Consider the following 13,665-nt stretch of genomic DNA (forward strand, 5'->3'; position numbering starts at 1 on the left):
GTGGATCAGCCCATGAATCTGTTGGCTGACAGACCGCTATCGGGGGCAAGCCCCCTCCCACATTTTGTATTGTGGTGTTCTCTCGAACTTAGTTTTTCACCACTTCCTCAAGCGTGAAGCGGCCCAGCGGGTTTTGCAGGAAGTTGCTCACATTCTTGCGTGAGATATTGATGTACGGGCTGTAGTACAGATCGATCCAGTTCACGTCCTGTTTCGCCAGTTTCTGCAACTCCACGTACATCTGTTCACGCTTGGCCGGGTCGGCCTCGATGCGCGCCTGCGCCACCAGGGCCTTGACCTTGTCGTTCTGGTAACGGGTCATGTAGTTCTGGTTGGTGTCATGACCCAGCACGAAAGTGGTCTTCTGGTCCGGGTCGAGGATGTCGTTGGTCCAGTACATCACCGAAATATCGTACTCACCGTCCACCAGCATCTGCCAGCTCTGGGTCGGGTCGACCTTTTGCAGGTTGGCGGTGACGCCGACCTTGGCCAGTTGATCCTTGATGATCACCGCAATCTGCTCGTCCGCTTCGTTGCCGGCGTTGACCACGTAGTTGAGCTTCAGGTCCTTGGCGCCTGCATCGGCCAGCAGCTTTTTCGCCGCAGTCGGGTCATACGGGCGTTGCAGGTTATTGGCGTAGTGATAGAGCGAGCCTTTCGGGATGTAGGAATAGGCCACGGTGCCTTGTCCGTAAGTGGCGGTCTTCACCAGCGATTGTTTATCGATGGCCATGTCCAGCGCTTCACGCACTTCTGGCTTGGCCAACAGGCCGTGCGCGTGGTTGATCAGCAGGTGATCTTCGCGGGTGGACGGGTCGGCATGGATCACCACGTTCGGGTCTTTCTTCAGCTCTTCAACCCGGGAGAAGGGTACGAAGATCGCCGTGTCCAGCTCGTTGTTCTGCACCATGCGCATGCGTGTGTTGTCGTCCGTGACCGACACCCACTCCACCCCGTCCAGGCTGACGTTGCCGGCCTGCCAGAAGTTCGGGTTCTTCTTCAGGATCACGCGGTCGCCCTTGCGCCATTCGTCCACGGTGAAGGCGCCGGAGGTCACCGGGTTTTCCGAGTAGGCGTCTTCACCCATTGTCGTCATGGCTTTTTCCGACAGGATCGACACCGTTGGCGACGCCAATTGCGAGAGAAACGCCACCGCCGGGGTTTTCAGGGTCACGACCAGGGTTTTCCCATCGCGGGCCTTGGCGGTGTCGATCAGGCTGAACGGGTCGCTCCACAGAGAGGCCTTGTTATCGCGGATGCGCAACAGGCTGAACGCCGCGTCGCTGGCGGTGATCGGCGAGCCGTCGGAGAACTTGGCGTCGCGCAGTGTGAAGGTGTAGGTCAGGCCGTCCTTGGAAATCTCCCAGCTTTGCGCCAGGCCCGGTTCCATCTTGGTGCCCAGGTTGTCCACTCGCACCAGGGTGTCGTAGACGTTGGCAAATACCCAGGTATCGCGGTTCTGCGCGCTTTTGATCGGGTCAAAGGTGGTGCTGTCTTCACGGCAACCGATGGTCAGTACGCCAGCAGCCTGGGCCAGGCCGGCAGTGAGGGACCAGGCGGTCAGCGTGGCGGCGGCGAGTAATTTCAAATGGCGCGATTGCATGTCATAACTCCTTGTTCATGATGGGCAGGAAGGGGCAAAGGGTGTTCAAGCACGCAACTGTACCGATGCTCATGCACTGAATGGGTGGGCGGCAACACCACGGAACACATGGCCTGGGCATAGCGGCAGCGCGGGTGAAACGCGCAACCTGTGGGCAAATTCAGCGGGCTGGGTGGCTCGCCGGGCAACGGCTGCGCAGGCAACGGACGATGGGGGTCAATCTGCGGAATCGCCTCGATCAACGCCGCCGTATAGGGATGGCGCGGCGCAGTGAACACCGCTTCCACCGGCCCCTCCTCGACGATCTTGCCCAAGTACATCACCGCCACGCGGTCGCACAAGCGCCGCACGATGGCCAGGTCATGGGCGATAAACAGGATCGCCAGGTTCATGCGCTGTTGCAGTTCCAACAGCAGATTGATGATCTGGCCCTGAATCGACACATCCAGCGCCGCCACGCATTCGTCGGCGACGATCAAGCGTGGTTCCACCGCCAGCGCCCGGGCGATGCCCACGCGCTGGCATTGGCCGCCGCTGAGGGAGCCGGGTTTGCGCGAGGCCAGTTCAGGGCGCAGGCCAACCAGCTCGAGCAGTTCATCGACACGGGCGCGGATGTTTTGCGGCGCGACCTTGCGCTGCACGCGCAACACTTCGGCGAGGGTTTCACCGATGCTGTGACGCGGGTTCAGGGCGGCGTAGGGGTCCTGGAAGATCATCGCGGTTTCCCGGCGCAAGCGCGCAATATCGATGGCGCTGCCCCGGGCCATGTCGACACCGTCGAACAGCACTTGCCCGGCGCTGATCGGGTTGAGGTGCAAAACTGCCCGGCCCAACGTGCTTTTACCGCTGCCGGACTCGCCCACCAGCCCGAGGGTTTCACCGGCGGCCAGATTCAGCGACACCCCGTTCACCGCCCTCACCCACTGCTTGCTCAACCCGAACAGGCCACCGCCGGATGCGGCAAAGCGGACCTCCAGGTCCTTGATCTGCAACAGGCTCATGGGCGCCCTCCGAGGGGATAGTGACAGGCAACTCGCGCGCCTTCCGGCAACAGTTCGGTACACAGGGCGCCGACCTGCGGGCAGCGCGGGTTGAAGCGGCAACCGCCCGGCAATGCGTCGAGCAGCGGCGGCTGGCCAGGGATGGTGCGCAACAACGCATGGCCGCTGCTGTGGGCCGGCTGGCAATCGATCAGGCCGGCGGTGTACGGGTGCCGTGGCTGGGCCAGCAGTTCGTATTTGCTGCCGTGTTCGCACAGGCGCCCGGCGTACATCACCGCGATGGAGTCGCAGCTTTGCGCGACCACGCCGAGGTCGTGGGTGATCATGATGATCGACAGGCCACGCCTGTCGCGAAGGTCGAGCAACAACCGCAGGATTTGCGCCTGCACCGTCACATCCAGGGCCGTGGTGGGTTCGTCGGCGATCAGCACCTTCGGGTTGCACCCCAGGGCTACCGCAATCATCGCGCGCTGGCGCATGCCGCCGGAAAACTCATGGGGATAGTTGTCGACACGGGCCTGCGGGTCGGGAATGCCCACTTGGCGCAGCACGTCGATGGCCTGCTGGCGCGCGTCTTTCTTCGAGGCGCCTTGATGCAGGCGGATGCCTTCGGCGATCTGCTCACCGATACGCATCAACGGGTCCAGATGGCTGCTGGGGTTCTGGAAGATCATGCCCAACTGCCCGCCACGGACGGCGCGCATGCCGGCTTCATCCAGGCGCAGCAGGTCCTGGCCGGCCAGGTGTACCGTGCCGCCCTGCACGCGCAGGTTGGGCGATGGCAGCAGGCGCATCAGGCCGCGACAGGCCAGGGTCTTGCCCGAACCGCTTTCACCGACCAATCCGAGGATTTCACCCTCGGCCAGGTCGAAGGACACGCGGTCGACCAGGGTCAGCGCATGCCCGCCGTTATCGGCGATCACGCTGAGGTCGCGCACTTGCAGCAGGCTCATGAACGATCCCCCAGGACTTGCGCCACACCATCGGCCAGCAGGCTGAAGCCCATGGCCAGGGTCACGATGGCCACGCCCGGGAAGGTGCAGATCCACCAGGCGGTGGTGATAAAGGCCTGGCCCTCGGCGACCATCGTGCCCCATTCGGCGGTCGGTGGCTGCACGCCCAGGCCCAGGTAGCTCACCGCGGCGCCGTTGAGCAGCACCAGCACCGCGTCGGACATGGAAAACACGATCGAGCCAAACATGGCATTGGGCAGCAAATGCCGGAACAGAATACGCCCATGACCAAACCCCAGGCTCCTGGCGGCCAGGGCAAAATCACTCTCCTTGAGCACCAGGATCTGCGAGCGGATCAACCGCGCATAAGAGACCCAGCCCACCAGCGCCATAGCGATGTAAAAGCTCTGCAGCCCAGGCCCGAGAATGGCCATGATCGCCAGCATCAACACCAGAAACGGGAACGCCAGGACCACATCGATCACGCGCATGCACACGCTGTCCAGGCGCCCGCCGATATAACCGGAGATTGCACCGATGAAGGTGCCGATCATGAACGGAAAGATCACCCCGACAATCGCCAGTTGCAGGTCGATGCGCGCACCCCAGATCACCCGCGACAGCACGTCGCGACCGTAGTTATCGGTGCCGAACAGGTGCGCAGCACCGGGCGCCAGCAGACTCATATCGGTGTTCTGCGCAATCGGGTCGTAGGGCGCGATCCACGGCGCGAACAGCGCCAGGGTCAGCCACGTGAGCAGTATCAACAGGCCCCACGCGGCGGTCAGCCGGCCGTTGCGAAAACCCAGGCGCAGGCGCAAACGCCAGGGCGCTATCAATGGGCGGCTGTTCATTGCATTTTCACCCGTGGGTCGAGGGCCACCGTGACCACGTCGGCGATGAAGTTGACCACCACCGTCGCACAGGCCAGCACCATCGCCACGCCCTGTACCACCATGTAGTCGCGGGTAAAAATACCGCGCACCAGCAACTGGCCGATGCCGGGAATGGCGAACAGGCTTTCGATGACCACCGTGCCGCTGATCAGCCAGCCGATATTCACAGCCAGCAGGTTGACGGCCGGCACCAGGGAGTTGGGCACGACATGGCGGCGGAACACGGCGGCTTCCGACAGCCCCCGCGCCCGCGCTGCGGTGACATGATCGGCCTGCAGTTCCACCAACATGCTCGCGCGCAAATTGCGCACCAGCACTGCCGACAGCGCCAGGGCAATGGTCAGACACGGCAGGACCATATGATGGGCCTTGTCCAGCCAGGTGCGACCGTAACCGGACACCGGAAACAAGCCCCACTGCACACTCAGCAACAGGATCAGCATCAGGCCCAGCCAGAACGCCGGCATGCCCAGGCCGACTGTGGTGAATACGCGGATCAGGTTGTCTGGCCAACCGCCTTTATTGCGCGCCGCCAGTGTCGCCAGCGGGACAGCGATCAACAGCGCCAGCAGCACACTGCCGAGCACCAGCACCAGCGTCGGTTCGATACGCGTGACGATCAGCTTCAGGGCGTCGACCTTGTACAGCAGCGATTGGCCGAGATCGCCCTTGAGCAGGTTCTTCAGGAAGTAGAAATATTGCAGCCACAACGGTTCATCGAGGCCGTACTGGGCGCGGATTTTCAGCAACGCGTCGGGCGTGCTGCGCGAACCCAGCAGCGCGCGCGCCGGATCGCCCGGGATCGAACGCACCAGCACAAAGGTGATCAGGCTGATGCCCAATAGCACTGGCAACAATTGCAGGGGCCGGGACAGTACAAAGCGGTAACGCGCGAGGTTCATTCGTCAGCCTCGGTGGCGGGCGAGAAAGTCCAGCAGCACCGGAAAATACGCCTCGGGTTCTTCGTAGAACGGCATATGGCTGCTGTTGGGAAATACGTGCAGTTCGGCGTGCCGGGCCGCCATCTTCATGCGCAGGGCACAGGCCGGCGTGAGTTCGTCGTGCTGGCCGGTGGTGATCAGGATCGGCATCTTGAACGTGGCCATTTCAGGAATGCGGTTCCAGTCCTTGAGGTTGCCGATATACAGGAATTCGTTGGGCCCCTGCATGGTTTCGTAAGGCCCCATGTTCCAGTCGCCGAGGGAGCGTTTTACCGGCTCCGGCCATTCGTCCAGGCGGCACACGTGACGATAGTTGAGCAAGGTGATGGCGGCTTGATACTGCGGGTGATCGAGCGTGCCCATGGCTTCATGGCGCTGCATCATGGCCACGGTTTCGCTGCCAAGGGCGCCGCGCAGGCGTTCAAGTTCCCGTGACAGGTGGGGAATATCGCCGACCGTGTTTTCGAGGATCAGGCTTTTCAGCGCATCGGGGTAATGGATGGCGTACTCGATACCCAGCCAACCGCCCCAGGAATGCCCGAGCAGATGCACAGGGCCCAGGCCCAGTGCCTGGCGCACGGTCTCGACTTCTTCGACATAACGGCGGATTTCCCACAGGGAAACATCGCTCGGTCTGGCTGATGCGCCCGTGCCAAGCTGGTCGAATGCAACCACTCGCAGGTTATGGTCTTTGAGCCAGCCATGGGCGTCGCGCAAATAGTCACACGGCAGGCCCGGCCCGCCGTTGAGGCACAGCAGCACCTCATCGCCTTCGCCAAAGCTGTAGACCACGAGATTATGGCCGTCGACTTGCACGTTGTACTGCTGGTCGGGGGCAATTTCACGCCACATGCATACATTCCTTGTGTTGTATCGGCCTGGCAGGTAGTGGCCGTTTGTACGTCAACACTACCGAGGATGCCGCGCGTCCATAACCTAGCGTTTCTTATAGGTTTGGCCTGGCAGTCCTTCGCCGGGGCGTGGCATTCTACTTGCAGCAAGTCGAGATTCAAATGAATTCGGGAGCAGAACGGATGCTGGCCAGGCTAACTGCCTTCAATAATCGCCTGATGCCGGGCAGGAGCCTGGACGAGCAGATAGACAATACGTTTATCCTCGCCCAACAGCTGGGTTTCGATGCGCTGGTGTACGACTACACGCCGGTGCCCATCGACCTCAACGGGGTGCTGATCACGCCCTCGGTGCTGCAACTGCGCAACACGCCGACCGACTGGCACGCCTTGTGGTGCAGCGAAGGGTTCTACCAGATCGATCCGGTGCAACACCTGGCCTTGCGCAGCGTATCGCCGTTTGTCTGGTCGTATGAGGCAAAGGCCGAGACTGCACTGCAAACGATCATCGACCCCTGCCATGCACCCGTTTGCTCCTACCTACACGAACAACAGTTGACCTGCGGCGTCAGCGTGCCGATCCACCTGCCCCGCGGTGGCTTCGCTTCACTGACCGGGCTGCGCACCGGTAAGGCGAGCGCGGTATTGAAAGATGCGCAGCAAACCTTGTCGGACTTCAGCGTGATCGGCCACGCGTTACAGGAGGCGGCTTATCCTTTGTTCAACAAAGCAGTGCGCACCTACCCGCATATCCATCTGACCAAGCGCGAGCGCGAGTGCCTGAAATGGGCGGCCGAAGGCTTGACTGCGGCCGAGATCGCCACGCAATTGACCCGTTCGCTGGCGGTGGTGACCCTGCACCTGGCATCGGCCATGCACAAGTTGGGCGCCAAGAACCGCGTGCAGGCGGTGGTGCGCGCCACGCACTACCGGTTGCTGGACGATTGATCCTTATCTAAAACCTAGCTGTTTTGCTAGTTACCTAAACGTCGCGTGCAGACTATCGTAGCCATGATCCTTTTTTCAGAGCAGGGTACGAAATGGAATTCATCGACAAAGTCCGCGAAGGCTACGCCCCCTTCGGCGCTTATCAGACGTGGTATCGCATCACGGGCGAGCTGTCCACTGGCCGCACACCACTGGTGATCATCCATGGCGGCCCCGGCTGCACCCACGATTACGTCGACGCGTTCAAGGATGTCGCCGCCAGCGGCCACGCGGTGATTCACTACGACCAGTTGGGCAATGGTCGCTCGACGCACTTGCCGGAAAAACCGGCTTCGTTCTGGACCGTCGAGCTATTCCTCGACGAATTGAACAACCTGCTCGACCACCTGCACATCAGCGACAACTACGCGATCCTCGGGCAATCCTGGGGCGGCATGCTCGGCAGCGAACATGCGATTCTGCAGCCCAAGGGCCTGCGCGCCTTTATCCCGGCCAACTCACCGACGTGCATGCGCACCTGGGTCAGCGAGGCCAATCGACTGCGCAAGCTGTTGCCCGAAGGTGTGCATGAAACCCTGCTCAAGCATGAAGCCGCCGGTACCTACCAGGACCCGGAATACCAGGCCGCCTCGCGGATTTTCTACGACCAGCACGTGTGCCGGGTCAACCCGTGGCCGGAAGAAGTCGCGCGCACCTTCGCCCAGGTCGATGCCGACCCGACGGTGTATCACGCCATGAGCGGCCCGACGGAGTTCCATGTCATCGGCAGCTTGAAGGACTGGAACGTGATCGGTCGCTTGTCTGCGATCAACGTGCCGACCCTGGTGATCTCCGGCCGGCACGACGAGGCCACGCCGCTGGTGGTCAAGCCGTTCCTGGACGAAATCCCGGACGTGCGTTGGGCGCTGTTCGAAGACTCCAGCCACATGCCCCACGTGGAAGAACGCCAGGCGTGCATGGGGACGGTGGTGAAGTTCTTGGATGAAGTATGTTCAATGCCGCACCAAGCCCTCAAGGCTGGCTAATTCCAATGTGGGAGGGGGCTTGCCCCCGATAGCGGTGTGTCAGCCACTGGAGTTTTGACTGATACACCGCCATCGGGGGCAAGCCCCCTCCCACATTCAGACCTCAGTGGTTTCAGGTTTGGCGGTTTTCCTCAAGGTATCCGCCACCAAAGGAATCTCCTTGCCTTCGGCATCGAACAGCTTGCCGCCCCGGTAGTAGTCACCGTCGCGCAATGCCGCCACATCGCGAAAGCACAAACTGCGCTCAGTCCCCGCCACGAATACCGACTGCTGGTCGGAGTTACCGGCGGTGAAGTGGTTGAACGTCAGGTTGAGCAAGATCGCCATGATCGCCGACGAGCTGATGCCCGAATGGAAAATGGTCGCGAACCAGCTGGGAAACTGGTCGTAGAAGCTGGGCGCGGCGATAGGAATCATGCCGAAACCGATACTCGTGGCGACGATGATCAGGTTCATGTTGTTGCGGTAATCCACCTTGGACAAGGTGCGAATACCGCTGGCCGCCACCGTGCCGAACAACACAATGCCGGCACCGCCAAGTACCGAGGTAGGCACTGCGGCAATCACCCGGCCCATGAACGGCAGCAGGCCAAGCACCACCAGGAACACCCCGCCGGTTGCCACCACGAACCGGCTTTTCACCCCGGTCACCGCCACCAGGCCGACGTTCTGGGCGAACGCACTCTGCGTGAATGAACCGAAGATCGGCGCGAACAGGCTCGACAGCATGTCGGCGCGCAGGCCGTTGCCCAGGCGTTTGGAGTCGACCTTGGTGTCGATGATCTCGCCCACCGCCAGAATGTCCGCCGAGGTTTCCACCAGCGTCACCATCACCACAATGCACATGGAAATGATCGCCGCCACATGAAAGGTCGGCATGCCGAAATGGAACGGCGTGGGAAAGCCGAACATGGGCCCCTGGGTCACGCCGGAGAAGTCGGCCATGCCCAGGAACACCGCGATCGCCGTGCCGATCACCATCGCCAGCAGAATCGACAGGCGCGAGATCGCCGCGCTGCCGATTTTGCTCAGCAGCAACACCAGCACCAGTGTCAGCGCAGCCAGGCCGATATTCGACATGCTGCCGAAATCCGCCGCGCGACTGTTGCCGCCCATGGCCCAGCGCGCCGCCACGGGCATCAGGGTCAGGCCGATGGTGGTAATGACGATACCGGTCACCAGCGGCGGGAAAAACCGGGTAATGCGCGAAAACACCGGGGTGATCAACAAACCGATCAACGACGCGGCCATCACCGCGCCGAGAATCGCCGGCACGCCCCCTGCCCCGTCGCTGCCAACGATCGCCACCATGGTCGCCACACCGGCGAACGACACGCCCTGCACCAGCGGCAACTGGCAGCCGAAGAACGGCAAGCCAAGGGTTTGCAGCAACGTGGCCAGGCCACCGGCAAACAACGACGCGGCGATCAACAGGCCGATATCCGCTGGCGACAACCCGGCTGCCTGGCCGACGATCAACGGTACGGCAACGATGCCGCCATACATGGTGAGCACATGCTGCAGGCCGTAGGCCATATTGGCGGCGACCCCCAGATTTTCATCTTCGGGCCGCTGCGGTGACGCCTTCGGGATAGTCATGGTGAGCGCATCTCTGTTTTTGTTGTGCGCTCACTGTATGCAATGTTAAGACTGTATGTCCATAGAGTTGTATACAATCATTCAGACAAGATAGCCTGCCGAGGCGTTACAAAAACAATCCAGCCGTCATGAGCCAGAACGCGTTCAAGCTGAAAAAACTCAATCCAAATGTGGGAGGGGGCTTGCCCCCGATCGCGGTATATCAGCGCCAAATGTGCTGGCCGATCCACTGCTATCGGGGGCAAGCCCCCTCCCACACTTTCACTTCAGATCAGTTGCCAGCTCAGAGCACTGCGCCTTCGGCCGCGCCAGCCAGTAACCCAGCACCGCCACCGGTGCGGTCGCCAGCATCACAATCACCGTGATCAACAGCGGCTGCTCGATCATTGATGACACCAACAGACTGGCGAGAAAGCACAAGCCCAATTGCAGGGTATTTTGCAGAGCGGCCGCCTTGCCGGAATTTTCCGAGAACGGCATCAGTGCATTCGCCACCACAATCGGGTAACTGGCCCCGTTGCACAGCGCCATCAGGCAGAACGGAATCAGCAAGGTGGTGAGGGTCGGCACTGTCAACGTTGCAACCAGGTACAACGCCACCATGCTCAGGCAATAGAAGGCGAGCAACCACGGTAGCAAGGTTTTGCCCGGCAAGCGCTGCAAGGCGCTGCGGCAACTGTAGCCGCCGACGAGAAAGGCCAGGGTGGGCAGCACGTAACTGAGGCCGATGTCACTCGGGGTGTAGCCCATGCCACCGAGGATGAAGGGCGAAGCAGTCAGCCAGGCAAAGAAACTGGCGGAGCAGGCGGCAAATATCATGACGTTGCCGGTAAATACCCGTGAAGTGAGCAGCTGTGCATAGCCAAGGCGCACGGGGTGGTGCGTTTGACGCTTCGGTGCGGCGCGCAGGAACACTGTCGGCAACAGCAGAAGCAGCGACACACCCAGCAACACGCCAAAAATCGCCTGCCAGCCAAAGTGATTCAACACCATCGCGCCCAACAACGGCGCCAACGCCGGCGACAGCGACATCAGCGGCATGATGCTGGCGAACACGCGGTGAGCCTTGTCCGCCGGGTAACGATCAATCACCAGCGCTTGCCAACTCACGGCGGCAGAGCACACACCGATCGCCTGCATAAAGCGCAATGCCCAGAGCTGCGGCGCCGTCTGCACCCAGAACATACCCAGGCACCCCAGCACAAACAGGCTCAACCCCATGAGCAGGACCGGCTTGCGCCCGAGCCGGTCGGACAGTGGCCCCCACAGCAACTGCCCCAGCGCAAAACCGGCAAGGAAAATGCTCAAGCTGGCGCCCACGGCCCCGGCGCCAATCTGCAACTGCTCGCCCATGGCGCCAAACGCCGGCAAATACATGTCCATGGCGAGATAACCGAGCATGCTCAGCCCCGCCAGATACCACGTGAAACCAAAAGAATTTTTCATTGAAGCCTTGTCGATCCTGCCATCAAACTATTTGCTGACTCGCGCCCATTATGAAGCTGGCAGTTTTCCTGTGAAGCGATAATAATTGAATAGTCTTATCAATAATTTTGAAGGCAACTGCCATGTGGTCCGAATACTCCCTGGATGTGGTCGATGCCGTTGCACGCCACGGCAGTTTCAGCGCCGCCGCCCAGGAACTGCATCGCGTGCCGTCGGCCATCAGTTACACGGTGCGTCAGCTCGAAGAGTGGCTGGCCGTGCCGCTGTTTGTACGGCGCCACCGTGACGTGGAGCTGACGCCCGCCGGCCGCCTGTTTATCGACGAAGCCCGCGGGGTGATGAAAAAAATGCTCGGCACCCGGCGCCTGTGCCAGCAAGTGGCCAATGGCTGGAGCGGCCAATTGAAGGTGGCGGTGGATTCCATCGTCAAGCCGCACCGCTGTCGGCAACTGGTGCTGGACTTCTATCGACAGTTTCCCGACGTGGAATTACTGCTGGAGTACGAGGTGTACAACGGCGTGTGGGATGCGCTGGCGGACGAGCGCACCGACATTGTGATCGGCGCCACCAGCGCGGTGCCGGTGGCCAGCCACTTCAGCTTTCGTGACATGGGCTTGTTGAACTGGTTGTGCGTGGTCAGCGCCAAACATCCCCTGGCAGCGGTCAGCGGCCTGCTCAGTGATGATCAACTGCGCCCCTTTGCCTCACTGTGCATGACCGACACCTCGCGCAACCTGCCCAAGCGTGACACCTGGACCCTGGATAACCAGCGCCGCCTGGTGGTGCCCAACTGGTCCTCGGCGCTCGATTGCTTGCGCGACGGTTTGTGCGTCGGCATGGCCCCGGCGCATCAGGTGCTGCCGTGGGTCGAGCGCGGCGAGCTGGTGGCGCTGCAACTGCACCGCCCCTTCCCGGCCAGCCCATCCTGCGTGGCCTGGGCGCAGAACAAACTGTCGCCGGCCATGGCGTGGTTGCTGGAGTACCTGGGGGATACCGAGACCCTGAATCAGGAGTGGTTGAATGGAATCTGAAAAGCGGCACAGAATTCTGAGGGAGGGGAGCGCCTAGCTCTTGCTCGCGAGAAACTTACCGGCACCGCGTTCATTCAGAAAGCACGCGTTATCGTTGACGTTTTTCGCGAGCAAGCTCGCTCCTACAGACGGTATTAAGGCTTGCCCCTCCCACATTTTGATTGCCTTTCAGTCCAGCAGTCGGGTGATGGCTCGAACGATCATCTCGACTTCCCTGGCGTCAAGGGTCAGCGGCGGCAACAGGCGAATGATCTTGCCCCGCGTGACGTTGATCAACAGCCCGTGCTCCTGGGCGGCACGGTGTGCAAGGTCGCGATAAGGGCTGGCCAGTTCAATCCCGATCATCAGGCCTTTGCCACGAATCGCCCGCACTTGCAGATGCCCATCCAGCTCGATGCGCAAGCGATCCAGCAGGTGTTCGCCCTGGCGTGCAGCGTTCTGCAACAAGCCTTGCTCGTGAATAATATCCAGCACGGTGCAAGCGACACGGCACGCCAGCGGGTTGCCGCCAAAGGTGCTGCCATGGCTGCCCGGCGTGAACAATTCGGCGACGCCGGCGCGGGCCAGGCAGGCGCCGATCGGTATGCCGTTGCCGAGGCCTTTGGCCAGGGTCATCACGTCGGGGACAATGCCCTCGTGCTGAAAGGCAAACCAGGCCCCCGTACGGCCAATGCCGGTCTGTATTTCATCGAGCATCATCAGCCAGCCGTGGCGCGTGCAGTGATCACGCAGCGCTTTCAGATAGCCGGGCGGTGCCGGTAATACACCGCTTTCGCCCTGGATCGGCTCCAGCAGCACGGCGGCGATACGCGCGCCACAGTGTTGGGTGATACGTTCCAGTGCGTCCAGATCGCCAAAACCCACCTTCAGAAAATCCCCCGGCAAACGTTGAAACCCAAGGCGTACCGACGGCCCGTCGCTGGCGGCCATGGTGCCCAGCGTGCGCCCGTGGAAAGCGTTCTCCATCACCACCACCAGGGGTTGCTCAATGCCTTTTTTCCAGCCATGCAGTCGTGCCAGTTTCAGCGCTGCTTCATTGGCTTCAGCGCCTGAATTGTTGAAGAACGCGCGGTCCAGCCCGGACAGCTGGGTCAGGCGCCTGGCCAGACGCTGTTGCCAGTCAATGCTGTAGAGGTTGGAGGTGTGCAACAGCAGGCCGGCCTGCTCGCTGATGGCCGTTACCAGCCGCGGATGGGAATGGCCGACATTGGTCACGGCCACGCCCGCAACCGCGTCCAGGTATTCGCGGCCATGCTGATCCCACAGACGGGTGCCCAAGCCACGGGTAAAACTCAAGGCCAAGGGTTGATAGGTGCTCATCAGGCAGGCGGCAGTCATGGGGCGGGCTCCAGTGCATCGTTGTGGTGTTTA

The 13,665-nt window shown here is 61.5% G+C and carries 12 protein-coding genes; 3 read left to right on the forward strand and 9 right to left on the reverse strand.

Features of this window, described 5'->3' with window-relative positions; genetic code table 11:
* Positions 1-88: 88 nt before the first annotated feature.
* The 6 genes from BFP90_RS10620 to BFP90_RS10645 are packed head-to-tail and all read right to left on the reverse strand — an operon-like array spanning position 89 to position 6,246.
* On the reverse strand, positions 89-1,603 hold the full coding sequence (locus tag BFP90_RS10620) for an ABC transporter substrate-binding protein (protein ID WP_065886403.1): 1,515 nt from the start codon (positions 1,601-1,603) through the stop codon (positions 89-91).
* Positions 1,585-2,604 carry an ABC transporter ATP-binding protein gene (locus tag BFP90_RS10625; RefSeq protein ID WP_065896630.1) on the reverse strand — a complete coding sequence of 340 codons (1,020 nt, stop codon included), beginning with the start codon at positions 2,602-2,604 and terminating at the stop codon, positions 1,585-1,587. The genes BFP90_RS10620 and BFP90_RS10625 overlap by 19 nt, the downstream gene beginning before the upstream one ends.
* Entirely contained in the window at positions 2,601-3,557 is a 957-nt protein-coding gene (locus BFP90_RS10630) for an ABC transporter ATP-binding protein (protein WP_065896631.1), read from the reverse strand. Before BFP90_RS10630 ends, BFP90_RS10625 begins: the two co-directional genes overlap by 4 nt.
* Complete coding sequence (locus tag BFP90_RS10635) at positions 3,554-4,411, reverse strand: ABC transporter permease (protein WP_065896632.1); 858 nt, start codon at positions 4,409-4,411, stop codon at positions 3,554-3,556. Before BFP90_RS10635 ends, BFP90_RS10630 begins: the two co-directional genes overlap by 4 nt.
* Complete coding sequence (locus tag BFP90_RS10640; protein ID WP_065893571.1) at positions 4,408-5,355, reverse strand: ABC transporter permease; 948 nt, start codon at positions 5,353-5,355, stop codon at positions 4,408-4,410. Before BFP90_RS10640 ends, BFP90_RS10635 begins: the two co-directional genes overlap by 4 nt.
* 3 nt (positions 5,356-5,358) lie before the next feature.
* A complete protein-coding gene (locus tag BFP90_RS10645; protein ID WP_065896633.1) occupies positions 5,359-6,246 on the reverse strand; it encodes a proline iminopeptidase-family hydrolase in 888 nt (295 codons plus the stop codon).
* A gap of 182 nt (positions 6,247-6,428) precedes the next feature.
* Between BFP90_RS10645 and BFP90_RS10650 the strand changes: the two genes are divergently transcribed.
* On the forward strand, positions 6,429-7,193 hold the full coding sequence (locus tag BFP90_RS10650; RefSeq protein ID WP_065886397.1) for a LuxR family transcriptional regulator: 765 nt from the start codon (positions 6,429-6,431) through the stop codon (positions 7,191-7,193).
* 92 nt (positions 7,194-7,285) lie between these two features.
* Entirely contained in the window at positions 7,286-8,218 is a 933-nt protein-coding gene (locus tag BFP90_RS10655) for a proline iminopeptidase-family hydrolase (protein ID WP_065893568.1), read from the forward strand.
* A gap of 96 nt (positions 8,219-8,314) precedes the next feature.
* On the opposite strand, the gene BFP90_RS10660 is transcribed toward BFP90_RS10655, so the two are convergent.
* Both BFP90_RS10660 and punC read right to left on the reverse strand, forming a co-directional pair.
* On the reverse strand, positions 8,315-9,817 hold the full coding sequence (locus tag BFP90_RS10660; protein ID WP_065896634.1) for a nucleobase:cation symporter-2 family protein: 1,503 nt from the start codon (positions 9,815-9,817) through the stop codon (positions 8,315-8,317).
* Positions 9,818-10,078: 261 nt separating this feature from the next.
* Positions 10,079-11,263 carry a purine nucleoside transporter PunC gene (punC, locus tag BFP90_RS10665; RefSeq protein ID WP_065896635.1) on the reverse strand — a complete coding sequence of 395 codons (1,185 nt, stop codon included), beginning with the start codon at positions 11,261-11,263 and terminating at the stop codon, positions 10,079-10,081.
* A gap of 122 nt (positions 11,264-11,385) precedes the next feature.
* Between punC and punR the strand changes: the two genes are divergently transcribed.
* A complete protein-coding gene (gene punR, locus BFP90_RS10670; protein ID WP_065896636.1) occupies positions 11,386-12,294 on the forward strand; it encodes a DNA-binding transcriptional activator PunR in 909 nt (302 codons plus the stop codon).
* Between the two features lie 168 nt (positions 12,295-12,462).
* Here punR and BFP90_RS10675 read toward each other — a convergent pair whose 3' ends face one another.
* Positions 12,463-13,632: an aspartate aminotransferase family protein gene (locus BFP90_RS10675; RefSeq protein ID WP_065896637.1), complete on the reverse strand. Its 1,170-nt coding sequence runs from the start codon at positions 13,630-13,632 to the stop codon at positions 12,463-12,465.
* Positions 13,633-13,665: the final 33 nt, after the last annotated feature.

The organism is Pseudomonas sp. 24 E 13 (assembly GCF_900004715.1).
GTDB classification, from domain to species: Bacteria; Pseudomonadota; Gammaproteobacteria; order Pseudomonadales; family Pseudomonadaceae; genus Aquipseudomonas; species Aquipseudomonas orientalis_A.